This window comes from Denitratimonas organivorans (assembly GCF_037478135.1).
Classification (GTDB): Bacteria; Pseudomonadota; Gammaproteobacteria; order Xanthomonadales; family Xanthomonadaceae; genus Denitratimonas.
Map to the genome: position 1 here is coordinate 82,743 of NZ_JBBHDV010000003.1, position 24,638 is coordinate 107,380.

At 62.4% G+C, this 24,638-nt stretch carries 18 protein-coding genes, 1 tRNA gene and 1 pseudogene; 14 read left to right on the top strand and 6 right to left on the bottom strand.

Features of this window, described 5'->3' with window-relative positions; genetic code table 11:
• Positions 1 to 8 precede the first annotated feature (8 nt).
• From pal to WDB66_RS04295, 6 genes are all read left to right on the top strand, one after another.
• Positions 9 to 524: a peptidoglycan-associated lipoprotein Pal gene (gene pal, locus WDB66_RS04270; RefSeq protein WP_339397305.1), complete on the top strand. Its 516-nt coding sequence runs from the start codon at positions 9 to 11 to the stop codon at positions 522 to 524.
• 42 nt (positions 525 to 566) lie between these two features.
• On the top strand, positions 567 to 1,421 hold the full coding sequence (gene ybgF, locus WDB66_RS04275) for a tol-pal system protein YbgF (RefSeq protein WP_339397306.1): 855 nt from the start codon (positions 567 to 569) through the stop codon (positions 1,419 to 1,421).
• 14 nt (positions 1,422 to 1,435) lie between these two features.
• Positions 1,436 to 2,098 carry a 7-carboxy-7-deazaguanine synthase QueE gene (queE, locus tag WDB66_RS04280; RefSeq protein WP_339397307.1) on the top strand — a complete coding sequence of 221 codons (663 nt, stop codon included), beginning with the start codon at positions 1,436 to 1,438 and terminating at the stop codon, positions 2,096 to 2,098.
• 27 nt (positions 2,099 to 2,125) lie between these two features.
• Positions 2,126 to 2,788 (top strand): 7-cyano-7-deazaguanine synthase QueC, encoded by a 663-nt coding sequence (gene queC, locus WDB66_RS04285; protein ID WP_339397308.1) that lies wholly within the window; start codon positions 2,126 to 2,128, stop codon positions 2,786 to 2,788.
• Positions 2,789 to 2,909: 121 nt separating this feature from the next.
• Positions 2,910 to 2,984: transfer RNA gene (locus WDB66_RS04290), tRNA-Lys, on the top strand.
• Between the two features lie 109 nt (positions 2,985 to 3,093).
• Entirely contained in the window at positions 3,094 to 4,173 is a 1,080-nt protein-coding gene (locus WDB66_RS04295) for a site-specific integrase (RefSeq protein WP_339397309.1), read from the top strand.
• A gap of 31 nt (positions 4,174 to 4,204) precedes the next feature.
• Here WDB66_RS04295 and WDB66_RS04300 read toward each other — a convergent pair whose 3' ends face one another.
• Positions 4,205 to 5,461, bottom strand: coding sequence for a hypothetical protein (locus tag WDB66_RS04300; protein WP_339397310.1), 1,257 nt, complete (start codon positions 5,459 to 5,461; stop codon positions 4,205 to 4,207).
• A gap of 104 nt (positions 5,462 to 5,565) precedes the next feature.
• On the opposite strand from WDB66_RS04300, the gene WDB66_RS04305 reads away from it, so the two are divergent.
• From WDB66_RS04305 to WDB66_RS04325, 5 genes are all read left to right on the top strand, one after another.
• Positions 5,566 to 5,787: a DNA-binding protein gene (locus WDB66_RS04305; RefSeq protein WP_339397311.1), complete on the top strand. Its 222-nt coding sequence runs from the start codon at positions 5,566 to 5,568 to the stop codon at positions 5,785 to 5,787.
• 15 nt (positions 5,788 to 5,802) lie between these two features.
• On the top strand, positions 5,803 to 6,702 hold the full coding sequence (locus tag WDB66_RS04310) for a replication initiator protein A (protein ID WP_339397312.1): 900 nt from the start codon (positions 5,803 to 5,805) through the stop codon (positions 6,700 to 6,702).
• Between the two features lie 1,604 nt (positions 6,703 to 8,306).
• Positions 8,307 to 10,340, top strand: a complete 2,034-nt coding sequence (locus WDB66_RS04315) for an AAA family ATPase (protein WP_339397313.1) — start codon at positions 8,307 to 8,309, stop codon at positions 10,338 to 10,340.
• Positions 10,337 to 10,993, top strand: a complete 657-nt coding sequence (locus tag WDB66_RS04320; RefSeq protein ID WP_339397314.1) for a hypothetical protein — start codon at positions 10,337 to 10,339, stop codon at positions 10,991 to 10,993. The genes WDB66_RS04315 and WDB66_RS04320 overlap by 4 nt, the downstream gene beginning before the upstream one ends.
• On the top strand, positions 10,986 to 12,083 hold the full coding sequence (locus WDB66_RS04325) for a PD-(D/E)XK nuclease domain-containing protein (protein ID WP_339397315.1): 1,098 nt from the start codon (positions 10,986 to 10,988) through the stop codon (positions 12,081 to 12,083). Before WDB66_RS04320 ends, WDB66_RS04325 begins: the two co-directional genes overlap by 8 nt.
• A gap of 17 nt (positions 12,084 to 12,100) precedes the next feature.
• Here the strand turns inward: WDB66_RS04325 and WDB66_RS04330 are convergent, their stop codons facing one another.
• Positions 12,101 to 13,408 (bottom strand): hypothetical protein, encoded by a 1,308-nt coding sequence (locus WDB66_RS04330; RefSeq protein WP_339397316.1) that lies wholly within the window; start codon positions 13,406 to 13,408, stop codon positions 12,101 to 12,103.
• Positions 13,409 to 13,708: 300 nt separating this feature from the next.
• Here WDB66_RS04330 and WDB66_RS04335 point away from each other — a divergent pair, with 300 nt between their 5' ends.
• Positions 13,709 to 13,963: a type II toxin-antitoxin system Phd/YefM family antitoxin gene (locus WDB66_RS04335; RefSeq protein ID WP_339397317.1), complete on the top strand. Its 255-nt coding sequence runs from the start codon at positions 13,709 to 13,711 to the stop codon at positions 13,961 to 13,963.
• A complete protein-coding gene (locus tag WDB66_RS04340; RefSeq protein WP_339397318.1) occupies positions 13,960 to 14,388 on the top strand; it encodes a type II toxin-antitoxin system VapC family toxin in 429 nt (142 codons plus the stop codon). Before WDB66_RS04335 ends, WDB66_RS04340 begins: the two co-directional genes overlap by 4 nt.
• A 476-nt stretch (positions 14,389 to 14,864) precedes the next feature.
• Here WDB66_RS04340 and WDB66_RS04345 read toward each other — a convergent pair whose 3' ends face one another.
• From WDB66_RS04345 to WDB66_RS04360, 4 genes and pseudogenes are all read right to left on the bottom strand, one after another.
• Complete coding sequence (locus tag WDB66_RS04345) at positions 14,865 to 16,298, bottom strand: trimethylamine monooxygenase (protein ID WP_339397319.1); 1,434 nt, start codon at positions 16,296 to 16,298, stop codon at positions 14,865 to 14,867.
• 572 nt (positions 16,299 to 16,870) lie between these two features.
• Positions 16,871 to 18,682, bottom strand: a complete 1,812-nt coding sequence (recQ, locus tag WDB66_RS04350) for a DNA helicase RecQ (RefSeq protein WP_339397320.1) — start codon at positions 18,680 to 18,682, stop codon at positions 16,871 to 16,873.
• A 105-nt stretch (positions 18,683 to 18,787) separates the two neighbouring features.
• Positions 18,788 to 19,405: a trimeric intracellular cation channel family protein gene (locus tag WDB66_RS04355; protein WP_339397321.1), complete on the bottom strand. Its 618-nt coding sequence runs from the start codon at positions 19,403 to 19,405 to the stop codon at positions 18,788 to 18,790.
• Between the two features lie 200 nt (positions 19,406 to 19,605).
• Positions 19,606 to 20,076 (bottom strand): annotated as a pseudogene (locus WDB66_RS04360) (Dps family protein); the annotation flags it as partial.
• A 376-nt stretch (positions 20,077 to 20,452) separates the two neighbouring features.
• On the opposite strand from WDB66_RS04360, the gene WDB66_RS04365 reads away from it, so the two are divergent.
• Positions 20,453 to 24,601 carry a DUF3418 domain-containing protein gene (locus WDB66_RS04365; RefSeq protein ID WP_339397322.1) on the top strand — a complete coding sequence of 1,383 codons (4,149 nt, stop codon included), beginning with the start codon at positions 20,453 to 20,455 and terminating at the stop codon, positions 24,599 to 24,601.
• Positions 24,602 to 24,638: the final 37 nt, after the last annotated feature.

The following is a 24,638-nucleotide window of genomic DNA, read 5'->3' on the forward strand; positions in this document are numbered from 1 at the left end:
TCTGTTTCATGAACACGACACTGCGTTTTGCCCTCTTCTCCGTCCTGATGCTGTCGCTGGCGGCCTGCACCAAGCAGACCAAGGCACCCGAGCCCGAGCCCGAGCCGTACGTGCCGCCGGCACCGGTCGAGACCCCGGTGGTCGATGATGGCCGCTACAGCCCGGAAGATCTGGACACCGATTCCTGCCTGCGCCAGCGCGTGGTCTACTTCGACTTCGACCAGGATGCGCTGAAGCCGGAATTCACCGCGATCATCGGTTGCCACGCCAAGTACCTGCAGGACCGTCCGTCGGCCCGCATCACGCTGGAAGGCAATGCCGACGAGCGCGGCACGCGTGAATACAACCACGCCCTGGGCGAGCGTCGCGGCAACGCGGTGTCTTCAGCTGTGCAAGCCAGTGGTGGTTCGGGCAGCCAGCTCAACGTGGTCAGCTACGGCGAAGAGCGCCCGGTCTGCACCAGCTCGAACGAATCGTGCTGGAGCCAGAACCGTCGCGTCGAGATCGTCTACACCGCCAAGTAAGCGATGACGTTTCTTCGCACCATTGGATGTGCAAGCGTAGCGGTGGCCCTCTGGGCCGCCGCTGCGTCGTTTGCAACCGCCCAGGATGGGCGCCTGAGCCTGGCCGATCGCGTGGCACGGCTGGAACAGCAGCAGGCTGGCGGTTCGGGCCAGCAGGCCGGCAGTGTCGAACTGCTCAACCGCATCAGCCAGTTGCAGACCGAGGTCCAGGTGCTGCGCGGAATGCTGGAGGAGCAGGATTTCAAGCTGCGCGAGCTGGAACGGCAAAGCCGCGATCTGGGCATCGACTTCGATTCACGTCTTGAACGCCTTGAAAGCGGTAGCGGACAGTCCGGACGCTTCATCGATCCGGAGCCGGGATCCGCGGGTGGCAGCCAGATGGGCGGCATCGTCGGCTCGGTGGTGATGGAAGAGCCTGAGGTTCGCGCTCCGGTGGATGCCGGCGTCGCGCTGCAAGGTACCGAAAGCGATGCGTTGCAGACGCAGGAGCCGGTCATCGCTGATCCGGCGGCCGAGCGCGCCGCGTACGACGCCGCGTTCGAAGCCCTGAAGAATGGCCAGTACGCCGAGGCCGCACGCCGCTTCCAGTCTTTCCTCGAGCGCTTTCCCGATGGCGAGTACGCGCCCAATGCGCAGTACTGGCTGGGCGAATCGTATTACGTGACGCAGAACTACCAGATCGCGCTGGACGCGTTCGAGACCCTGCTGGCGCGCTTCCCGAACAGCAACAAGGTGCCCGACGCCCTGCTCAAGGTGGGCTACAGCCATTACGAACTGCGCAACTGGACCCAGGCCGAGGACACCCTCAACCAGGTCGTGCAGTCGTATCCGGACAGCACCGTTGCACGTCTGGCCCAGGGCCGGCTGCGTGCGCTGCGGCTGGAAAACCGGCAATAAGGCGGACAAGCGGAATGGACCCCGCAGACACCGACGTGCTGCGGCTGCGCATCACCGAGGTATTCCTTTCACTTCAAGGTGAAGCCCGTGACGCGGGCTGGCCGACGGTGTTCGTGCGCCTGACCGGCTGTCCGCTGCGCTGCACCTATTGCGATACCGCCTACGCCTTCCACGGCGGTGAATGGCGCAGCATCGATTCACTCGTCGCCCAGGTGCGTGCCTTTGGCGTGCGCCATGTCTGCGTCACCGGCGGCGAACCACTGGCGCAGAAGCGCTGCGTGGTGCTGCTGGAGCGGCTGTGCGAAGCCGGTTTCGTGGTGTCGCTGGAAACCTCCGGTGCGATCGACATTTCCACCGTGGACACCCGCGTTTCGCGCATCGTCGACATCAAGACCCCGGATTCGGACGAAGAAGCGCGCAACCTGTGGAGCAACATCGAACAGCTGACCGCGCACGATCAGATCAAGTTCGTGCTGTGCTCGCGCGCCGATTACGACTGGGCGGTGGAGCAACTGCGCCAACGTGCGCTCGATACCCGCTGCACCGTCTGGTTCTCGCCCAGCAAGGATCAGCTCGATCCGCAGCAACTGGCCGACTGGATCGTCGCCGACTGCCTGCCAGTGCGCTTCCAGATGCAGCTGCACAAGCTGCTGTGGAACGACGAACCCGGCCGCTGAGCGCCCGGCAACAATGAGGATTGGAACGTGAAAAAAGCAGTGGTGCTGCTGTCTGGCGGCATGGATTCGGCGGTGGTGCTGGCGATCGCACGCGAGCAGGGTTTCGCCTGCCATGCACTCAGTGTCAGCTATGGCCAGCGCCACACCTCGGAACTGGAAGCGGCCTTGCGCCTGGCCGCCAGCTGCGGTGTCGAGCACAAGGTGGTGTCGGTCGATCTGCGCAGCATCGGCGGCTCGGCCCTGACCGCCGACATCGATGTGCCGGAGGCGCCGCAGGACGGCATCCCGGTCACCTACGTGCCGGCGCGCAACACCATCATGCTGTCAATCGCGCTGGGCTGGGCCGAAGTGCTTGGCGCCAACGACATCTTCTGCGGCGTCAACGCGGTGGACTACTCCGGATATCCGGACTGCCGCCCGGAGTTCGTCGAAGCCTTCGAACGCCTCGCCAACCTGGCCACGGTGTCGGGCGTGGGAGGCAACCGCTTGTCCATCCATGCGCCGCTGATGCGGATGGGCAAGGCGCAGATCGCAAGCGAAGGCCGGCGCCTGGGCGTGGATTTCGCGCTGACCGTGTCCTGCTACCAGGCCGATGCGCAGGGCCGTGCCTGTGGCCGCTGCGATGCCTGCCGGTTGCGGGCCGAAGGCTTCCGCACCGCCGGCCTGAGCGATCCGACACGATATCTGTGATCCGCAGACCTTGTGTCGCAAGCGCTGCGTGACTAGAATTCATCCCCTTTCGCGCGCTGCCTGCAGCGCGCCACCGGCACACGCGGTTCCGCGCCATGCCAACCCTCCTTACCCATCTCCCGGGCCGTTAGCTCAGCGGTAGAGCAGTGGACTTTTAATCCATTGGTCGATGGTTCGAATCCATCACGGCCCACCATTAAAATCAACAAGTTATATCCGTTTTCCCGAGTTCCATCGCGGATAATTTGCACACAGGTACGATTTCAGTACAGTTGAGCGCATCCATGCCACTCGGAGGATGCGCATTGGCCACATTCGTAAAGACCCCTTCCGGCACATGGAAGGCCCTCATTCGAAAGACTGGCTGGCCGAGCCAGGCCAAGACGTTCCGAACCAAGCGCGACGCAGAAGATTGGGCGCGACGCATTGAAGATGAGATGGTGCGGGGCGTTTTTATCGAGCGAAGCACGTCGGAACGACTGATCTTCAGCAACGCGCTGGATCGCTATCTGGCTGAAGTCACCCCATCCAAGAAGCCTTCCACGCAGCGCGCCGAGCGCTTTCGTGCCGCTCCCCTGCGTGAGTTTTTCGGCGCTTACGCAATGGCTGCAATCAGCGTCGATCTGGTTGCTCGCTACCGCGATCAGCGGCTGACCACCCAGAGTCCGCGCAATGGGGTAACAGGCACATTGAGCCCGACAACGGTTCGCCTGGAACTGGCGTTGCTTGGCCATGTCTTCACCATGGCGATCAAGGAGTGGAGGATCGGGATTGTCCAAAATCCCGTTCAGAGCATCCGAAAGCCATCGCCGGGGGAAGGGCGGGATCGTCGGCTCAGCGCCGACGAGGAAAAGCGGATTCTGGCGGCTGTGGATGGCTACTCAAACCCGATGCTCGGCTTGATTGTTCGCATCGCGCTGGAGACCGGCATGCGCTCCAGTGAGATCACGGCGCTGCGCCTGCCTCAGGTCGATCTGGCTCGACGCATCGTGCGGCTTGCTTACACGAAGAACGACTCGGCGCGGACAGTGCCTATGACCCGCAAGGCGCAATCTGCGCTGGCGGCTGCGCTGGCCAATCCGCTTCGCCCGGAAGGCTGTGACTTGGTTTTCTTCGGCGAGCCGGGGCGCGATGGCCGCCGGCGGCCTTACAACTTCAACAAGGCTTGGAACATGCTCAAGAAGCAGGTGGGGTTGGCCGATCTGCGGTTCCACGACTTGCGACATGAAGCAGTGAGCCGATTGGTCGAGGCGGGACTCGGAGATCAGGAGGTTGCCGCCATCAGCGGTCATAAATCCATGCAGATGCTCAAGCGTTACACGCATCTGCGTGCCGAAGATCTGGTGGGTCGGCTGGACGCGATCGGGAGCAAACAAGGTCGATGACAGGCGCGCCTTCTTGCGGGTGAAGGATGGGCTACAGCAGCTTCCACGCCTCCATTCCTTTCCAAAGGGTGGAGGGGCGGCTTCCGTAGAGTCCATCCACCCAAGCGGAAACCAAGCTCTGCCAGTCGCTTCTTGGCACACCTTGGTAGAGATGCGGTCGCAGTGGTATGCAGCCCTCGGGGAGGTTCTCGGAGAACGGCCACCAGCGCAAGATTGCAGAGCGAGGTTCGGGGTCGATGGCGCCGCCAATGGAAAGGCGTCGAAGCACTTCGGAACGTGAAACTTTCAAGTGTTCTCCGATCTGTGCCAGTGAAAGAAGCTCGTTTCCACTCGCTTTGGCGCCGCGCTGCAACTCGACAATTTCCAATGCCTTAGTGACCTGTATGGGGAGCCGTTGCGTCATGAGGTAGGCCACCATGCGAATGCGCATCTGGTACAGGTTTGCTGCGGGAAGGCGCCCGAGCCCATCGGCGTGAAACATGGCCGGATCTGCAGTGACGACTCGTTGCCAGCAGGCGTCATCCGCCGGGGCCTGAAAGCGCGAGCGGTAGTGAACGTCCTCCCGACAGATGGCCTCAATCAGCTCCGAGAACCGACTCTTTCTGCGGCGGTCCGTCCAGTAGCGAGACCCTTCCGTCGTCGTGTGCCATGAACAAAATCGCCCGCTGAATCTGGCAAGGTCCTCGTGTTTGGTGCGGCCCGCATCGTGTTCCAGACGGGCGTCCTTTTCGGTCAGACGCCAGCAAAGCTCGCAGTAAGGGGCTTCTTCATGATGGAGGCGCTCGACCGCGCTGCGCCGGAACTGGGCTTCGCCTTGAAACGGATGGTCCGATCCTGCTTTCACCCGTTCGGGACGACGCCATCCGCCGAGCGGGAACGCCAGTTCACGCACGGTATCCGCCGCGCTCGTCCCGAGTCGCTGCTGGCCCGCATCGAGAGCCCTTCGCCAATGGTGACCGAGGGCTGCGCCGAAGCGGTGCATTGAGCTTGCGTCGCCGAGAATCTCATCGAAATCGAGACTCTGTCGCCAGAAGGCCACAGAAGCCTGCGCAGGATTGGTCCGCAACAGGTCGTCTAGGTGACTAGAAAAGGCTGGCGACAGGTGGCGTCGGTATCGAACCCGAACCGAGCGAAGCGGCATCAGATGGCCGGTGTCCGTCATGCTGCGGTGCAAGTCAGAGAGCAGGGTTTCGACTGCCTCCCACAGCGTGGGCGGGGCGATTTCGCGGAGATGAGTGCGTGCCCTTTCGAGCCGATCCAGAGCGAGGGTGCAGGCTGGAGTGTTCATTGATTTATTCAAGTTTTATGTCTGACCAAATCCTATAGCTCTTTTAAGTTTGTGGCCACCTATCGCCAACAATCGGTTACGCCATGACTGCTCCGAGTTCCTCCTTGTCCTCCCTGATGTTCGATCGCTACGGCCCCTTGGTCACGTTGGCGCAGCTGGCGAAAATCCTGAATCGATCAACCGACGGAGTTCGAATGGCGCTGCGTGAGTCGACCCCTTACGCGCTGCGGCTGAATCAGGCCAAGGTTCGGATCGGCCGTCGCATCTACTTTCGCACCACGGATGTCGTAGAGGTGATCGTAACCGGGGATCGGCAGCAGGACTGATCCAAGGCTCCTGCCGTGAGCAGCAATATTCGGGGAATGCGGCATGGCACTGTCGATGCGTTGCATCGCGCCGTGGCCCTCCACGCACCGCCCAAGGCGGATCGGTCCGGCTTGGAGCTGCCACTTTTTGCCCTTCGTGCCGGTGATCGAAAGGAGAGGGTGTATGAAGATGCGAACTGCCGCGTCCACATCATTCCAAGCACTTTGGGGGCCGCGACACAGCACGACAAGGATGTGCTGCTGTTCTGCATTTCCCAGCTTGTAGCCGCACGGAATCGGGGTTTGACGATCATCCCGCGCACGGTGGTGATACCAATGGCGGCCATCCTAACGTACTGTCGACGCGGGACGGGCGGTGCGGACTATGAGCGTCTGATGCATGCGCTGACGCGTTTGCGCGGGACGACGATCCGCACAAACCGCATCACTGGAGGCCGTGAAATCACGGATGGTTTCGGGCTGATCGACAGCTATCGGATCGTGCGTAGCCAGAAGGGCCAACGCCAGGAAGAAGTCGAAGTCACATTGTCCGAGTGGCTGTGTAATGCCATCGACGACCTGGATGTTCTAACGCTCGATCCCAGCTACTTCGCCTTGCGATCTGGCCTTGATCGTCGCCTGTATGAGCTTGCGCGAAAGTTCTGTGGCAATCAGCGGAGCTGGCCCGTGAAGGTGACGACCCTGTTGCACAAAAGCGGCAGCCGATCCTGCGAGAAGGACTTCCGCCGGAAGTTGCGACAGATCATCGAGGCCGACTCTCTTCCTTCCTATCGCCTGGAGTTGGATAGCCGGGGGGATAGGGTCACGATCCTTGCACGAGCACCCGATCGCCCATCCGCAGCTGTTTCGATGAAGCCCTCGATTGGCTGTCAGGGCGCGTCAGCAGTCTGGGCCCGGATTGTGGAGAACTTGTGAATTGCTTCGGGCGTCCAGCCACCGCAGGGGCCAAAATCATCGTGCATCCAGCCACCGGACCATCGGGCATCCAGCCACCAAAATCGGCTACAAGCCGCGTCAAATAAGCGCTCCAGAAACCGTAACACGCGCGCGCGTCTTTTTAACTTCAAAAGCTATTAACGCCTGAAGGCGGACGGCATGCCTGTGGGTAGATGGGAGTGATCGACTACGAAGCGCGAACACCAGTTCGGCGCGTTGCCTTTCCTACTTTGGCGTAAAGTCGTCGTAGCTGCCCTGTGCGGCTCGCTTGGTATGTTGCGGGGAGCCCTCTGCGGATGACTGAGGGTTGCTCATACAGGGGCGCCCAGGGCGTTTCCATGGGCTTTGGGAGGGTGGGTCTCAAATCAGTTGGCTGATATCACTTAACGGGTCGTACTCGAACCGCTTGAACTTCCCCATCGACGCATTGGATCTCGAGAGCGAAGTGGAGGCTGCCACGGGGTTTGCAGCGGCGGGAGTGGGTGGTGGTTGTGCGCGGGACGTGGCCGAGCGCACTTTTGAAGGCCGATATGGGGTCGAGTCTGGGAGGTAGGTCTTTGCCAGCCGGGTGAAGTGGGAATAGCTGATTGGGAGCGCCGCTTGGTGCTTGTCGTAGAACGAGCGCAGCGACCGTCCCTGAGTAACCCAGACTTGAAGGGTGTCTAGTCGGCAGATGACGCATACACGCCCATCACCGTAACGTTTTTCTTTCATTTGTGCCCATCCAAGGTTGGTATGCAACTCTTTGCAATTTTGCGCAATTGTCAGAGTTTTTGCGCGCCGAAACGCAACTCTTAACGCTTTTGTGCGTTGGTATGCAACTCTACGCAATTCATCGTAATCTTTCATCGCATATGCAAAGAGTTGCGGTGAATTGCAAAAAAGCAGACGGCAAGATGTGTATTGTAGGCCTACAAAGTGAACTTTGTAGGCCTCAATACCGCCTCGGACTCGCCTAGCAGCTCGACCTGATCTTGCTCTGCGAGGCGTACGGCTGCTGCCGCAGCGGCTGGGTGGGTCATGCGATGACACGCTCCCGTCTCCCCATACGCCACTCACCGCGTGATCCCAGTGGTGCAAGATGTGATTGAACCTGTCCACCGATAACGGACGCCAAGAAGCACAGGTTCAAGCTTCCTTCCTCAGCTTATTGGCATAGTCATTGGGCGACAGCTAGCCAAGCGCCGAGTGCAGGCGGGTGGGACTGTAGAAGCCTTGGATGTAGCCTGTGATCGCGGCGTGGGTGGCGGTTCTGGTTTCATAGCCGCCTTAGCCCTGTTGCCGTCGATGCTTGAGTAGCTGGCGGTGGAGCATCGCGGCAGGCGCTTGTGGGTGGCCGCCACTGACACGCCGATTGCAGTGCCCAAGCTGCTGCAGGCCATCGCGCAGGAATGGCAGCGCCGGCGCGATTCTGGCGACGGGCGGTCGGCTTAAGCCGGCAGCCCTCGGGCCACACTTTGTCTGGCGATGATTTTGGGTTAAAACGTCAGTCAGGCTTGGCCCATGCTGGCGGCGTGTCTTCAGATGAGCCAATGACAAGAAATCTAGGGGCGAGAAATGTCGAATCGCAATCGAGCGGCGTGGTGAGCGGGAATGCTGGGGACAGTCCCTTGTCGGGCGCGGAGGTGCCGTTTCCGATCTTTGATCGGCTCACCGTTACCGACTATGGTCTCTATCCAGGCGCATCGAACCGGCCCGGCCTGCATATTGAATTCAAAGAAGGACTGACCCTGATCGTGGGGACCAACGGTCTGGGCAAGACGACGCTGATCACCCTTTTGTATCGAATGCTGGCTGGCGGGTTCGAGCTGGGGCGCAACACCTTGCAGGCCCAGGAGTTAGGCGGTGCAGACCTTGAGGTCTATCGCCTCAAGCCCAAGCCGCGTGCCATGTTTGCTGATCGGGTCAATGACCGTGCGCGAAACGCGCGTGCAACACTGGTGGTTAAGATCGGCGGCTCCGAGCTCTCGATTCAACGTCGCCTTGACAACTTGGGGCTGGTGGCATTCGAGCGGGACGGTGAGCCCCTGCAAAACGACGAGGAATTCTTCCAGCAGGAAATTCTGCGGCTGGCGGGCTTGGCCACGTTTGGCGACTGGCTCATCGTTCTGCGACAGATGGTGTTCTATTTCGAGGACCGCCGCTCGCTCGTGTGGGATGCATCGGCCCAGCGGCAGATGTTTCGTATTTTGCTGCTGCCCGCCGATGAGGCCGATGCTCTCTATCGACAAGAGCGCGACTACCTGGCGCTTGACAGCAATGTGCGCAACCTAACCTTCGCCCTGCATCGGCTAGTTAAGCGCATTGCTGAAGATGATCAAGCTCAGGAAGGTAGCGAAGATGTCCGTTCACGCATCGCGTCGATCAGCCCAATGCAGGATGCGGACATTCGTAAGCGCAGCGAATTGATCGAAGTTCACGATCAGCTGGATGAAACGCGCCGTGGATTGAGGCGCGATCTTCTCCAGGCAGAGGACACGGCGGCGATCCTGGAGGGCGAGATGGACGATGCGCGGCTACGTCTTGTCTACAGTCGCTTTCCCGATGGCTCGGCGACGGCCAAATATCTGCTGTCGCAACTGCTCTCGGACGGCCGATGCTCGGTTTGCGCGAATGAAAGCCCGGCCTTGGTCAGCACGTTGGCCGAGCGGGAGTCCACGATGTCCTGCGTGCTATGCGGTTCTGTGGAGGCAGAGCCCCGGGGGTTCGAGGCTCTGCCCATCGATCAGGCGCGATTGCAGCAGTTGCGTGTTTCCCTCGACACGCAGCGCACGCGCATAGCGGAGATCTCGTCAGACCTGCGCGAGACCACGGAACGGCACCGCAAGGTGAGCAGCCACCTTGTGCAATTGACGGAAGCGATCGAAGACCGACAGCAGCAGCTCGACGACCTCATGGCCCTCTTGCCCTCAGACGAGCAAAAGCAGGTCGAAGCGAAGGAAGAACTAGAGGTGCTCAAGGACAAGATTGGTGACGACAAGCGCAAGCTGGACGGGTTGGCTGCCGCGTTGACCGCGACGACGCAGAGTCTAAACGCGCGGGTGCTCGAGAAGGCTGACGCGATCAAGGCGGCATTCGCACGCTATGCGGGCGACTTTCTATTCGAGACGGTGGCGTTGAAGTGGTCGCCTCAGATGCGCCGGATTGGTCAGTTGCAAAAATTTGAGACCGCGTCATTCGAACTCGACATGTCAGGCACCGATTTTTCTCAAGCACAGCGACGCGAAGGCCCCGAAGCAGTGTCGGAGAGCCAGCGCGAGTTCATCGACTTGGCTTTTCGGATGGCCCTAATTGAAGTTGTAGGGCAACACGGTTGCGGGTCGCTCGTGATCGATGCTCCAGAATCGTCTCTGGATGCGGTGTTCGTCGAGCGTGCGGCCGAGGTGCTGACCCGGTTCGGGCGGCCCGGCTCAGACAATCGGCTCATCATCGCATCCAATCTAGTCGACGGACGTTTGTTGCCACAGTTAATACGCCATGGCGTGCCAAAAGCCGAGCGTGAAGATCGTTTGATTAATCTGATGGACATCGCTGTGCCCACTGCGGCCGTACAGCGTATGCGAGGTACCTACGAGCAGGAATGGAATGACATCCTGCAGGAAGTGGGCTTCGCATGAGCGAGGCGCTGGCTCACGCAAGCTTTGTCGATTCGCGCCGGCGACACATCGTGCTCGTGGGTCTGTTCGATGCACTGGACTGGGCTGGCATTCGTCCTGTCGCACCGGCGCAGCTCAACGCGTTGTGGTATCTAGCCAATGCTCTGGCGCCGGCTTGGCGGCTGGCGCCTTTCGATGCAGCAGTTCTTAAGACTGAACGCCCGCCCTATTTCCCCATGCTACAGCGCGACCTTGACGCTCTCGTCGGCATGGGCATGCTGGATGTGGCCGGTCTGGAAATGGATGCGCAGCGATCGCGGATGGAGGGGCGTTTCGCGCTCAATCGCTCCTTTGCCGATCCCGTACTGGCGATCATGCGGACGGTGCAGGAGGAGGCGGATCTGCTGGAGTTTTTGGGGGAGGTTGTCCAGGCGCTCAATCGTTTGACAGACGCCGAACAACGTACGGGCCTAGTGGAAGACGCCACTTATGCCGACCCAGACGTCGACATCGGCAATGTCGTGGATCTGGGTGAGTGGTTAGAGCACGGCGGACTCACGCGAACCGCCGATGTGCTTGAACGCATTGAAGCACTTGCCGGCGAAGATCTCGAGCCCGCGCAATGCATGGACATCTATCTCGACCACTTGGGTCGAAGGCTGCGCCATGCATAAGTTGGCACCGGATTGGACGGATACGGCGCTACAGGCCACGATCCGCAATTATGTGGGCTCAGGCTATACGCAGCAGGCTCCGGAGCTGGCGCAGTTCTGCCATGCCGCGGCCAAGATCATCCGCAAGCGTCGCGCTTGCGCGCCGGACTCGCTACGAGCGGCACCGGCCGTGTTCGTGATGGCGCGCCTTCCCGCGGTGGACGCGCAGGTCGAGCGTCAACCACGATTCGACACCGCACAGGTCGAGGTCTCAGGCCGCGTGTGGTTTGGCTCTAGGCGGCTCGCCAGCGCAACGGGGATCGCGATGCCGACAAGCGAGCTCGATGACTGTGCGCTATTCGACTACGTCGTTATGACACTGGGCGTGGGTAATTCGCCGGCGATCGTCTACGACGCCGCGATCAATGACGGCGTCATGCGCATCTATCACAAGGGCATGGCCGACCCTGACGAGTACGAGGAGCTGTCGCTTGATGCAGCCAATATCACGCTCGATCACTTGCACGACCTTCTGAAAAAGCTGCATGAGAAATTTCTGGAAACGCCGACGGCTTCGGAGTCGCAGCGTGATCTGTGGGAGGATCGCGCCAAGTGGCACCCAGTCAACGAGTCGGAGAAGGCGATTCAGAAGATCCTTTATATCGCGCTCAATACGCATCTTATGCATAGCTCGCTGCATATCAAGCAAGAAGATACGACCGTAATGGGGCGGTGCGACTTCATTTTGAAGGAGCAGGATCCGGTCGACAGCTCGAAGTGGACGCACCACGCGATCATTGAGCTGAAAGTCCTCAAGGACTTCACGCACACTGGGAGTCCCTTTCCCGCGAGTGGCAACAAGAAGGCCGTGACTGAAGGCTTGGATCAGGCACGCGACTATCGATCCGACCATGCGTGTCGGCTGGCGGCGCTGAGTTGTTACGACATGCGCAAAGCGCCCAATCCTGTTGAGGCGATTGCGCATGAGGTGGGTCGGGCTAAGCGCGAACAGATTGGCCTGTGGGTCTGGCCGATTTACAACCAAGCCAAGGCCGCGCGGACGTCGCGTCGCGCCGCGGGAGTGGTCGCTGTGACGAAAGGGGTGGGCTGATCAGTCAAGCTTCTTGATCAGTCAAGCTTCTGAAGGACAATGAGCGACTCGTCCAACTGCTGCTGACCGCCCTGTTGTGCGGAGACGCGCATTGAGCGAAAGGGCGTAATGCTCTTGACGCAAAAGCCCAGCGCCGGTGCGTAGTCGGCAAGCACACGCGCCACCGGGATCTGCACGCCGGCATAGCGGCTATCGCCCACCACAGCCCACACTTCTCCCTGTGTGCTGAGCGTGCGGCTCAGTTTCGTAAGGAGCTGATGCATATCGTAGAAGTAGTGCCCCACCATGTCAGGAATCCATGACGACCATAGCGCATCGCGCTCACGGCGAAGGCGATTGAGAGCGCGCGTCAACCGCAGCGACCCCGCGGGCGCCGGCTTGAACTCTCGTTTGATCTGCACGTGTGAGCACAGGGTGGCGTGGCGCAGCGACTGGTTGCTTGCCGATCCATCGAGATACCCTAGCATCCACAGTTCGACGTTGTAGACGTCGGTGTAGTCGAACGAGTTGGGGTACGGGGGGGAGAAGACTGCCAAGTCAGCAGCATCGACTTGATCGAGTTGCTGGAGGCAATCCCCGCGCAGCAGGGTATGCCCGCGATGACGCCGATGACGGTGGGCGTGGATCTCGGTGATCGCCGATTGGCAGCGCTGGCGAAACAGCGCATCGACCTTCGCTGGTGCCGTCCGCCGGTTCATCCAGCCCTTGCGATAGCGGCGCCCCTTGCCATTGACGACGACATTACTCACCGCGATTAGCATGCCTCCCAGTAGGATCTTGAACAGACGTCGATGGTGGGGGCGCGCTAAACACTCGATCGCTTCCAGATGTATTGCGATGCGTCTAGCCACCGCACGGTCGTAGATCCAGCGCTCCGTCGCACTGGACTCAATGAACGTCACCGGCATGTGTGCGAAACGGCTCATGTCTGCACGCAGGGTGCCCACCGCACGCACGATGCGGCCCAAGTCGGCAACAAGATCATCGGCGTCGTAAGCGGTCAGCTTGGCTTCGATCAGGTCGGCTAGATAGGGATTGACCTCGATCGTGGTTGGCGCCACGCCTAGAAACTGGCAGGCCAGTGCTGTGGTACCCGAGCCCCCGAAAGGATCCAGGCAGCGCGTGACAGGGCGTTCGCTCTCGCGCACCGCACGGGCGACGACCTCCGGGGCGAACGCTTCCTTGAAATGATGCCAGCCCTGAAAGGGCAACGGCTCGGCGCCAGCATTGGTGCCGATCGACACGATTTTGCGTTGACGGGTCCACGACTCGAAGGAGACGCAGATGTCATCGCCCACCCAGTGGCCCGTAGGTGCCAGCTCCATCGCAATGCCTCCGCTATCGGTTGCCAGCTTATCAGCATTGGTCGAGCCCTCAACGTCGATCCATCGCGGGCTGGCTGTATCGCTACAGGTGAGCTTGCCAAGCTGGGCGGTCGTGCATTGCTGTACAGCTCATTTTTGGCCCGCAAGGCAGGTTTTACTAGCGTAAAGCATGCACCTAATTTTGCCGGGCCAGCAAGAGTGGCGCTCGTCTGGGTAAGTCTTTGGCTTTGACGCTCCAGTTTTTACCTCACCCAGAAATGTAGTAATGTTCATACGTTGGGAGAGAGCAGGAGATGCCCGATGGCTATTACAACCCTATCCAGCCGAGAGCTGAACCAAGATGTGACGCGAGCGAAGAAGGCCACCAAGGGCGGTCCGGTGTTCATCACTGATCGCGGCAAGCCTGCGCATGTGCTCTTGAGCTTTGAGGACTACCAGCGGTTGATCAAGCAACGCCGAAGCATTGCTGATGCGCTGGTCATGCCAGAAGCTGCGGACATCGAGTTCGAGCCGCCACGCGTGATGATCGGAGCCCGGCCGGCCGATCTTTCATGATGTATTTGCTCGATACCAACGTGGTGTCCGAGTTGCGCAAGGTGCGGCTTGGCAAGGCCGATGTGAACGTGGCTGCATGGGCCGACAGCATCGATGCCGCCGAGCTCTTTGTATCGTCGATCACCATCATGGAGCTGGAGCTCGGCGTGTTGTCGATCGAACGCAAGGATGCGGCCCAAGGGGCGGTACTGCGCACGTGGATGAATAGGCATGTGTTGCCTGAATTCGCCGAACGCACGCTGTCTGTCGATACGGCGGTGGCGCAGCGGTGCGCCCGACTGCATGTGCCTGACAGACGCGGCGAGCGTGACGCGCTCATCGCGGCGACGGCGCTGGTCCATGGCATGGCGGTGGTCACGCGTAATGTGGCAGATTTCGAGCCGACGGGAGTGGCCATCGTCGATCCATGGCGGCCATCGCCATGATCGACAGGCGGTCCAGAGCTGCCCCGGATTTCGGTACATCAGCGGTACACCCGTCAGTTCGCCGTAGCTCGGCCAGCCTTCTCTAACTTTCTGATTTGAAACTAATTTAGTCTTCCTCAGTCTTCGGTGTCCTTAGCTTGTATTTCAGTAACTTGCTGATTTCATAGCGAACTTTTAATCCATTGGTCGATGGTTCGAATCCATCACGGCCCACCACTCCCTCCCAGCGTATTCACGCAGTTGCCGAAATTCTGTGGCAGACCGCCAGTTGGTTGTGGTGTGTATCGGTCACGGTGTCACTGTCAGCGACACGGCGATGCCACGCCCCGCGACGGATACCTCGAAGCCCGAATCGGGCGCAGGCCGCACTCTTCGTCACCCTGTGATGCGGCATCAGGCAGATCCGGTTGCGTGGCTGGTAAAAGAGACTCATCGGGCCGGCGCGATGCGTGCATCTGCGCCGGCTTCGATAGGGATCAGGCGATCTTGCGCAGCTGATCCTTTGCAGGTTCGGGCCGGGTTCGTGCGCCATTGGCGGCGATACTGGCCGGTTGCGGCTTCAGCGGCGTGGAGTCGCGCAGAAACGCCTCCAGCGAATCGTCCATCGCCTCCATCCACGGGGTGTGGTGTGGCGGCGCCAGGGTGCCGGTGATGGTGGAGCGGTAGGACTTGTTGCGGTAGTCAAGGATGCCCTCGCGCTTGTCCCGCATCCATTGCTTGAACATTTCCGCCACTTCTTCGATCGCGAAATCCGGATAGTCGCTGCGGTCCACCAGATCACGCACGTAGGCGGCCTGGAAATCGATGTCATCATTGACGCCGGCGCAGGCGTTCTCACGCGCGAACCAGGCTTCGCTGTCGGCCACCATTTCCTTGCGGCCCGGCAGGGCGGTGCGGCCCATGATCACGTCGCGCGCCACCCAGGCCTGGGCGTCGAACATGTTGAAGGTGTAGTACTGGTCCTGCATCCCGAGATAGATCAGTTTCGGGTTGTCGATCCAGAACACGCCCTGATACAGGCCCTGCGGATACAGGCGGTTGTTGGTGCGCAGGGTCAGCTCGTCCGGCAGGAACGGGAAGTGGTGCTGGTAGCCGGTGCACAGGATGATCGCGTCGACATCGCAGTGGCTGCCATCGATGAAGTGGGCGGTATTGCCTTCGACCCGTTCCAGCAGCGGCTTCTCGCTGAAAGCCTCCGGCCACTCGTAGCCCATCGGCGCGCTGCGATAGCTGAAGGTGACCGATTTCGCGCCGTACTTGTAGCACTGGGTACCAATGTCCTCGGCCGAATAGCTGCTGCCGACCAGCAGCAGGTCCTTGCCTTCGAACTCGCAGGCATCACGGAAATCGTGCGCGTGCAACACGCGGCCAGGAAACTGAGACAGGCCCGGAAATGCCGGTGCATTCGGCGTGGAAAAATGGCCGGTGGCCACCACCACCCAGTCGAATTCCTCACTCACCATGCGGTCCTCCAGCAGCTCGCGCACGGTCACGGTGAACCTGCCGGTCTCCTCGCTGTACTCCACCGAGTGCACGGCGGTGTTGAAGCGGATCTGGTCGCGCAGGCCGCTGCGTTCGATCCGGCCCATGATGTAGTCGCGCAGCACCGGCCGCGGCGGATAGGAAGCGATCGGACGGCCGAAGTGTTCCTCGAAACTGTAGTCGGCAAACTCCAGGCACTCCTTCGGACCGTTCGACCACAGGTAGCGGTACATGCTCGCGTGCACCGGCTCACCGTGCTGGTCCAGGCCGGTACGCCAGGTGTAGTTCCACATGCCGCCCAGGTCGGACTGCTTTTCGAAACAGACGATCTCGGGTACCTGCGCACCCGCGCGGCGGGCCGCGTCGAAAGCGCGAAGTTGTGCCAGCCCGCTGGGGCCGGCGCCAAGAATGGCGATACGTTGGGTCATGTGATGGTCATCTCCTTTTCACGGCAACGCCCGTTCGGGGGCGTGGCCTGGCGCAGGATGCGCCGGAACGCCGCCCGGGAGCGGGCAACGCACGAAAGCGCCCGGCTGCAAGGTGGAGTGCAGTGGATGGAGGGAAGGAAGATGTCGGGGCTCCTGTGGGAGCCGGGTTCCACCCTGCCGGTGCCGGGCATGGGCGAATGCGCAAAATATGGTGCCAGCCCGCAGAATGGCTGCGAACATCGGGCAAAACAGCCGAATCCGGCTGAAAATCGCGCAAAACGCAGCGCGATTCTAGCACATTGCCTGAGGTGGTGCCTTGCCGCAGTCGGATTCAGTGCCGTGTGAATAGTCCATAAGTGCTCGATGCAGGAAGATTTCAAACTCGAGACGGGTGTTGGAATCGGGGTGTCATTTCAGTGGGGTGAACTGTTCAATATCGGGAGCAACTTCCCCGAAGTTCATCGTGAAGAATGTCTGGGTCGATTCTTGTCCGGATATTCCAGAAACAGCCGGCCCGGTGATCGTGTGGGCGGGCTGTTGAAGTTGCCGTGAGGCGACGTGGAAACCCTGTTTCAGCGCATCAGCGCCAGTGCTTCGAGGACCGCTTCGCCGTAGCGTTCCAGCTTGGCTGCGCCGACGCCGGAAATCGTGGCCAGCTCGTCCAGTTCGTTCGGGTCGGTTTCGGCGATATCGCGCAGCGTGGCGTTGCTGAAGATCATGTAGGCCGGCACGTTCTGTTCGCGTGCCAGTTGGGTGCGCAGTTCGCGCAGGGCGTCGAAACGGGGCTGGGCCTGGCGTGAAATCTCGATATCGCGTGTCGGGCGCGAGTCGCCGCGCGCGCCGGAGCGGCGACGTGTGGGGCGCAGGTCGCGGCGCAGCTGGATGTTCGTTTCACCGCGCAGCACCGGACGTGCGGCTTTGGTCAGCAGCAGGCTGCCGTAGCCTTGCACATCGACATCCAGCAGGCCGCCGGCGACCAGCTGCCGGAATACGCTGCGCCAGGTGTTGGCATCCAGATCGGCGCCGATGCCGAAGGTGCTCAGGCAATCGTGGCCGAACTGGCTGATGCGCTCGTTGCGCACGCCGCGCAAAACATCGATCACATAACCGACGCCGAAACGCTGGCCGGTGCGGTAGACGCAGGACAGTGCCTTCTGCGCAGCCTCGGTGCCGTCCCAGGTCTGCGGCGGCTCCAGACAGTTGTCGCAGTTGCCGCAGGGCTGCGGATAGGTTTCACCGAAGCCGGCGAGCAGCACCTGGCGGCGGCAGCGGGTGGATTCGGCGTAGCCGAGCAGGGCGTCGAGCTTGCGCCGTTCCAGCCGCTTGCGTTCCTCGCCGGCATCGCCGCCGTCGATCATGCCGATCAGCGTGGCGACATCGCCGAATCCGTAGCACATCCAGGCTTCGGCCGGCTCGCCGTCGCGGCCGGCGCGGCCGGTTTCCTGATAATAACCTTCCACCGATTTGGGCAAATCAAGGTGCGCGACGAAGCGCACGTCGGGTTTGTCGATGCCCATGCCGAAGGCGATGGTGGCGCACATCACGATGCCGTCTTCACGGATGAAACGGCGCTGGTTGTGCGCCCGCACCTCCGAATCGAGGCCGGCATGGTAGGGCAGCGCGTTGATGCTGTGGCCTGCGAGGAACTCCGCGGTTTCCTCCACCTTGCGCCGCGAAAGGCAGTAGACGATGCCGGACTGGCCGCGCCGTTCGCTAAGGAAATCCAGCAGCTGGCGGCGTGCGTCGTTCTTCTGCACCACGCGGTAGCGGATATTGGGGCGGTCAAACGAGCTGATGAACCAGCGCGCCTCGCGCAGTTCCAGGCGCTCGGCGATTTCCTCGCGCGTGGGAGGGTCGGCGGTGGCGGTCAGCGCAATACGCGGGACCTGCGGCCAGCGCTGGTGCAGCACGTTGAGCTGGCGGTATTCGGGGCGGAAATCGTGGCCCCACTGCGAAACACAATGTGCTTCGTCAATCGCGAACAGCGCGATGTGGCTGCGATCCAGCAGATCAAGAAAGCGTGAAGTCAGCAGCCGCTCCGGTGCCACATAGAGCAGATCCAGCTCACCGGCCAGCAGCGCGCGTTCGGTATCGAACGCCTCCTGTGGGGCGAGCGAGGAATCCAGCCGCGCGGCACGCACGCCGAGCTGGCGCAGCGCATCGACCTGATCCTGCATCAATGCGATCAACGGCGACACCACGATGCCGGTGCCCTCGCGCAACAGCGCCGGCACCTGGAAACACAGTGACTTGCCACCGCCGGTGGGCATCAGTACCAGGCAGTCTTCGCCGGCCAGCAGGTGCTCGACGATGTCCGCCTGCGGGCCACGGAAGGCATCGAAACCGAAGACGCGCTTCAGCAGTTCCAGGGCGGGCTCAGACATCCGGACAGGATAGGACAAAAGCCTGTGTTCGGGGATGGGGCGGTGTGGTGATGGTGCAGGAAGGCGGCACTATCAGCCGGGCCAGGGCCGTTCCCGACCGGGCTTTCAGCCGCCGGATACCGGCAGCCGCCAGCCGTGCCGGATCGCCAGCCAGCGCAGCGTGAAGCACAGCACCATACTGGCGACGGCGATGGGTTCACGCGGCAAATCGAGCATGTCGCCGGCCACGATCATCGCCGCGCCGACCAGCGCTGCGACCGCATACAGTTCGCGCTTCAGCACGCTCGGTACCTGTGCCACCAGCATGTCGCGCGCCATGCCGCCGCCGATGCCCGATACCATGCCGAGCATGATCGCGCCGCCGGGGCCGAGTCCGGCGTCGAGCGCCCGGGTCGAGCCGATCACCGCGAACATAGCCAGCCCGATCGCATCGGTGATCTGCACCGGGTTGCGCATCCGTTCCACTTGCGCATGACGGAAGAAGGTCAGCAACCCGGCAGCGATCGATATCGCCAGATAGCGCCAGTCGACAATCGCCAGCGGTGGCATCAGGCCGAGTAGCACATCGCGCAGCACGCCGCCGGCGGTGGCGGCGGTGAACGAGAGCAGCAACACGCCGAACAGATCCAGGCGGTTGCGCACCGCCACCAGCGCGCCGCTGATCGCGAACGCGAAGGTGCCGACGAAATCCAGCAGCTGGGCGAAGGCGGAAGCAAAGGTCATGGATCAGAGGCAGGCCAATGAAAGGAAGGTGTCCGGCGGTAATGCCGACAGGGGATTATGCGCATATCCGGCGCACGGGCCGGAAATTGCCCGCCGCAGATACGGCAACGGCAGGAATTCCTTCCTGCCGTTGCCACTTGCGTGTTGCCTGGGCCGGACGCTGTCGGGCGGGTGCGCTGGTCAGCGTGTGCGGTGCTGGATCATTCCAGCAGCGAGCGCAGCATCCAGGCGTACTTTTCATGCGTCTGCAGGCGCTGGGTCACCAGATCGCCGGTCGGGTCATCGCCGGCCTTGTCGGCCGTGGCCAGCACCTTGCGTGCGGTGCGGCACAGCGCCTCGTTGCCGGCCACCAGCTGGCGCACCATGCCCTGCCAGTCCGGCACGCCGTCCTGCGAAGGTTCTTCCTTGATTGAGGACAGCTTCTCGAACTCGGCGTAGGAACCGGGTGCATTGAAGCCCAGCGCGCGGATGCGCTCGGCGATGTCGTCCAGTGCATTCCACTGTTCGGTGTACTGGGTCTCGAACATGGTGTGCAGCGAGTTGAACATCGGCCCGGTGACGTTCCAGTGGAAGTTGTGGGTCTTCAGGTAAATCGTGTACGCGTCGGCCAGCATGTGCGAAAGGCCTTCGGCGATGGCCTTGCGGTCGGCGGTCTTGATGCCGATATCGATCTTCATCGTGGGCTCCTCGGTTCGGGGGAATGGTCACTACCCTACGCCAGTTTGCGAGGGCAGGGAAATCAAAGGTTTGTCTGACTTCAATAGGTGTGGTCAATTGCCGGGAATTCAAGCCGAACCGCTGCCATTGCGGTTGAATCAGCGGCATGCGGCGCAGCTGATCGCCATGCTGGCTACTGTCTGCTGCACGCGTGTGGCATGGCTGAATCCGGTTTCGGTGCATTCGGGTGAGTAGCGTTAGGCTATCGGGTTGAAGTGTTGCCGGTGTGGCGTCATCTGTTCGCCTGTTCCGGGCGCTCGCTTGCCTGTCTCTCTTGTGCCGACCGTCGCTGTCGGCTCGTCCGTTCCCGATACGTCTGCCCGCATCCTGATGTCCTCTTCCCAACCTTCGCTCAGACTTGCCTTGAGCCGCGATCAAGGGCGCCTGAGACGCCTGCAATCGCGTGCGCGCCAGAATCCGCGTGACGCGGAGTTGTGCGCCACGTTCGAGGCCGAACTGGCGGTTTCGGTCGCGGCCTGCCAGGCGCGGCGCGAGGCATTGCCGGTACCCGAATTCGATCTGTCGCTGCCGGTCGCGCGTGAGGCCGAACGGATCATCGAACTGATCGGTCGTCACCAGGTGATCGTGGTCGCCGGCGAAACCGGGTCGGGCAAGACCACGCAATTGCCGAAGATGTGCCTGGCCGCCGGGCGCGGTGCGGCGGGATTGATCGGTTGCACCCAGCCGCGCCGCATCGCCGCGCGCGCGGTGGCGAACCGGGTCGCCCGCGAGCTGGGTGTGGAACTGGGTGGCGCGGTCGGCTACCAGGTGCGCTTCAACGAGCGTGTTTCCGAGCGCAGCCACATCAAGTTCATGACCGACGGCATCCTGCTGGCGGAAATCCAGTCCGACCGCTATCTCTCGGCTTACGACACGATCATCGTGGACGAGGCGCACGAGCGCAGCCTCAACATCGACTTCCTGCTCGGCTATCTGAAGACGCTGCTAAAAAAACGCCCGGACCTGAAGCTGATCGTCACCTCGGCCACGATCGACACCGAGCGCTTCGCACGCCATTTCGATGATGCGCCGGTGGTGTCGGTGGAAGGGCGCAGCTATCCGGTTGAAATGCGCTATCGGCCGCTGGATGAAGGCGATTGCTCAAACAGCTCCCTAGCCCCCGCCCGCGGGGGAGAGGGTTGGGGTGAGGGGGCGAGCGCCGCAGGCGCGGGTGCTTCTTCCCGCCAAACTCGAAAGTCCACCTCACCTCGACCTTCGTCCACATCGCGCCGCAATGCCGAACCGGGCGAAGGCATCGGCATCATCGACGGCATCGTGCGTGCGATGGACGAAGCCACGCGCGAGGATGCGCGTGGCGATGCGCTGATCTTCCTGCCCGGTGAACGCGAGATCCGCGATGTGCACCAGGCGCTGGAACGGCGCAAATACCGCGAAACCGAAGTGCTGCCGCTGTATGCGCGGCTCTCGGCGCGCGATCAGGACCGCATCTTCAATCCCGGCCCGCAGCGCCGCATCGTGCTGGCCACCAACGTGGCCGAAACCTCGCTGACGGTGCCGCGCATCCGCTTCGTCATCGATCCGGGCCTGGCCCGGGTCAAGCGTTACAGCAGCCGCGCCAAACTGGATCGGCTGCATGTGGAACCGATCAGCCAGGCCAGCGCCAACCAGCGCGCCGGGCGCTGCGGACGCGTCGCTTCCGGCGTGTGTTTCCGGCTCTATCCGGAAGCGGATTTCCAGGCCCGCCCGCTTTACACCGATCCGGAAATCCTGCGCGCCTCGCTGGCCGGTGTGATCCTGCGGATGCTGTCACTGGGGCTGGGGAAGATCGAGGACTTCCCGTTTCTGGAATCCCCCGACGAGCGCGCCATCGCCGATGGCTGGCAACAGCTGACCGAACTGGGCGCGGTCGACAAACAGCGCCAACTCACCACCATCGGCCGCACCATGGCGCGCCTGCCGGTGGACGTGAAACTGGCCCGTATGCTGGTGGCCGCGAAGGAGCACGGGGTGCTGCGCCAGGTGCTGGCGATCGCGTCCTTCCTTGGCATCCAGGACCCGCGCGAACGCCCGGCCGATCAGCGTGGTGCCGCCGATCAGGCGCATGCGCAGTTCGCCGATCCGCGTTCGGAATTCGTCGGTATCCTGAAACTGTGGGAGGCCTATCGCCAAGCGCACGAGGAGCTGAGCCAGTCGAAACTGCGCGGCTGGTGCGAACGCCATTTCCTCGGTTTCCTGCGGATGCGCGAATGGCGCGAACTGCACCGCCAGTTGCTGCTGGCCTGCGAGGAAATGGGCTGGCCGCTGGATGCGCCCGCCACGACCGAAGTTTCAGCCGGATCGCGACAGCGCAGGCGGCGACCGGCGCGCAAGACCTCTGCGGCTCCGGCCACGAATCCGGAAACGTCTTTACCCGCGAAACACCGTGCGGCAAGCCCACCGTCCGCTTCACAACAGGCATCGCTGCTGCACGAACCCGACGCGGCCACCTACACCCGCCTGCACCGCGCCCTGCTCGCCGGCTTGCCAGCCCAGATCGGCAACAAGAACGAGAAGGGCGTGTTTGAAGGCCCGCGCGGCCGCCGCTTCCAGTTGTTCCCCGGCTCCGCGCTGGCGCGCCAGCCACCGCCGTGGGTGCTCTCGGCCACCTTGCTGGATACGCAGAAGATCTGGGGCCTGATCAATGCGCGGATCGAGCCGGACTGGATCATCGCCGAGCTGTCGCATTTGCTGGCGCGCAAGCATTTTGAGCCACACTGGGCGCGCTCGCAGGGGCGCGTGGTGGGTTACGAGCAGATCAGTCTGTTCGGGCTGGTGCTGGCGCCCAAACGTCCGGTGCATTACGGCGGCCTGTATCCGGCTGAAGCACGCGAGATCTTCGTGCGGCAGGCGCTGGTGCCGGGGGAAATCGATGCCCGTGCCGGCTTCATCGTGCGCAATCTGGCCACGCTGGACAAGGCGCGCGAGGAAGAGGCCAAACTGCGCCGTGCTGGGCTGGTGGCCGACGAGGACTGGCAGGCACGCTGGTATCTGGACCGGATTCCGGCCGAGATCAACAGCGTTGCCGGGCTGGACAGCTGGTATCGCCAGCTGGATGAAACCGGCAAGCGCCGACTGGAATGGCCGCTGGCCGAACTGCTGCCAGGCGAGGGCAGCGATGCCGACCGCTTCCCGAAATACTTCCCGTTGGGCGAGGTGCGGCTGGCGCTGCATTACCACTTCAGCCCCGGTGCGCAGGACGATGGCGTGACCTTGGATGTGCCGCTGCACCTGCTCAAGGCGCTCGATCCGGCGCGGCTGGAATGGCTGGTGCCCGGCCTGGTGGAAGACAAGGCCACCGCATTGATCCGCGCCCTGCCCAAGGCGCAGCGGCGCAATTTCGTGCCGGCGCCGGATTTCGCGCGTGCCTTCGCCGAAGCCTTCGCGCAGCCCAGCGGCGACAGCCTGCGCGGTGAGCTGGCGCGGTTTCTCTCCCGTGTCACCGGCGCCACGCTGGCCACCACCGATTTCGACGAATCCGCGCTGGAGCCGCACCTGCGGATGCGCCTGCGCCTGATCGACAGCGATAAGCGCGTGCTGGCCGAATCGCGTGATCTGGGTGGACTTCGCCAACGTTTCGGTGAGCGTGCCGAGCAGGCTTTTGCAGCCCGCGCCGGGCGCGAATTGGCAAGCGATGCGCTGGAAGGTTTCCCTTCCGATCCGATCCCGCCGAGCGTGCCGGGCGAGGCCGGAGTGCCGGCCTTTCCTGCGCTGGTGGACAACGGCGACAGTGTCGCGCTGCGTGTCTTCGCCGATGCCGCGCAGGCGGCAGCAGAACATCCGCGCGGGGTGCGCCGCCTGCTCGAAATCGCGCTGGCCGACCGCATCCGCCAGGCGCGCAAACAACTGCCGGTATCGCCCAAGACCGGCCTGCTCTATGCCGCGATCGAATCGCAGGAAAGCCTGCGCCAGGACATCGTCGCCGCCGCGCTGAACGCGGTGCTCGAACATGATCTGGCTGCGATCCGCGACCGCGCCGCCTTCGATGCACGTCTGGCCGATGCCGGCCGCCGCCTGTTCGGCGAGGCCGTGCGCCGGCTGGAACTGGCCGAAGCCATTTTGCAGCGCGTCGCGCAGATCCGCCCGAAGCTGGAATCCCCGCTGATGGGCTGGGCCCAGGGCAACCTCGATGATGTGCGCGAACAACTGGAAGGGCTGGTGCATCCCGGCTTCCTGCGTGACACGCCCGGCAGCGCCTTGGCGCAGATGCCGCGCTATCTGGATGCAATCCTGCGCCGCATCGAGCGCGCGCTGCGCGACCCGGCGCGCGACCAGGCGCGGATGCTGGAACTGCGCCCCTTCGCCCGTGCGCTGGAGCAGGTGCGGGATACCCCCGCGTTCGCCGACCCGCGCTGGCAGGCGTTGCGCTGGGATCTGGAGGAGCTGCGTGTTTCACTGTTCGCGCAGGAACTGGGCACCGCCACGCCGGTGTCGCCCAAGCGTCTTGCGCGTCAGCTGGAGGCGCTGGAAGCGGCGGAATGAGACACGCATATCGCCTGTACCATGCCGATTGTCGGCT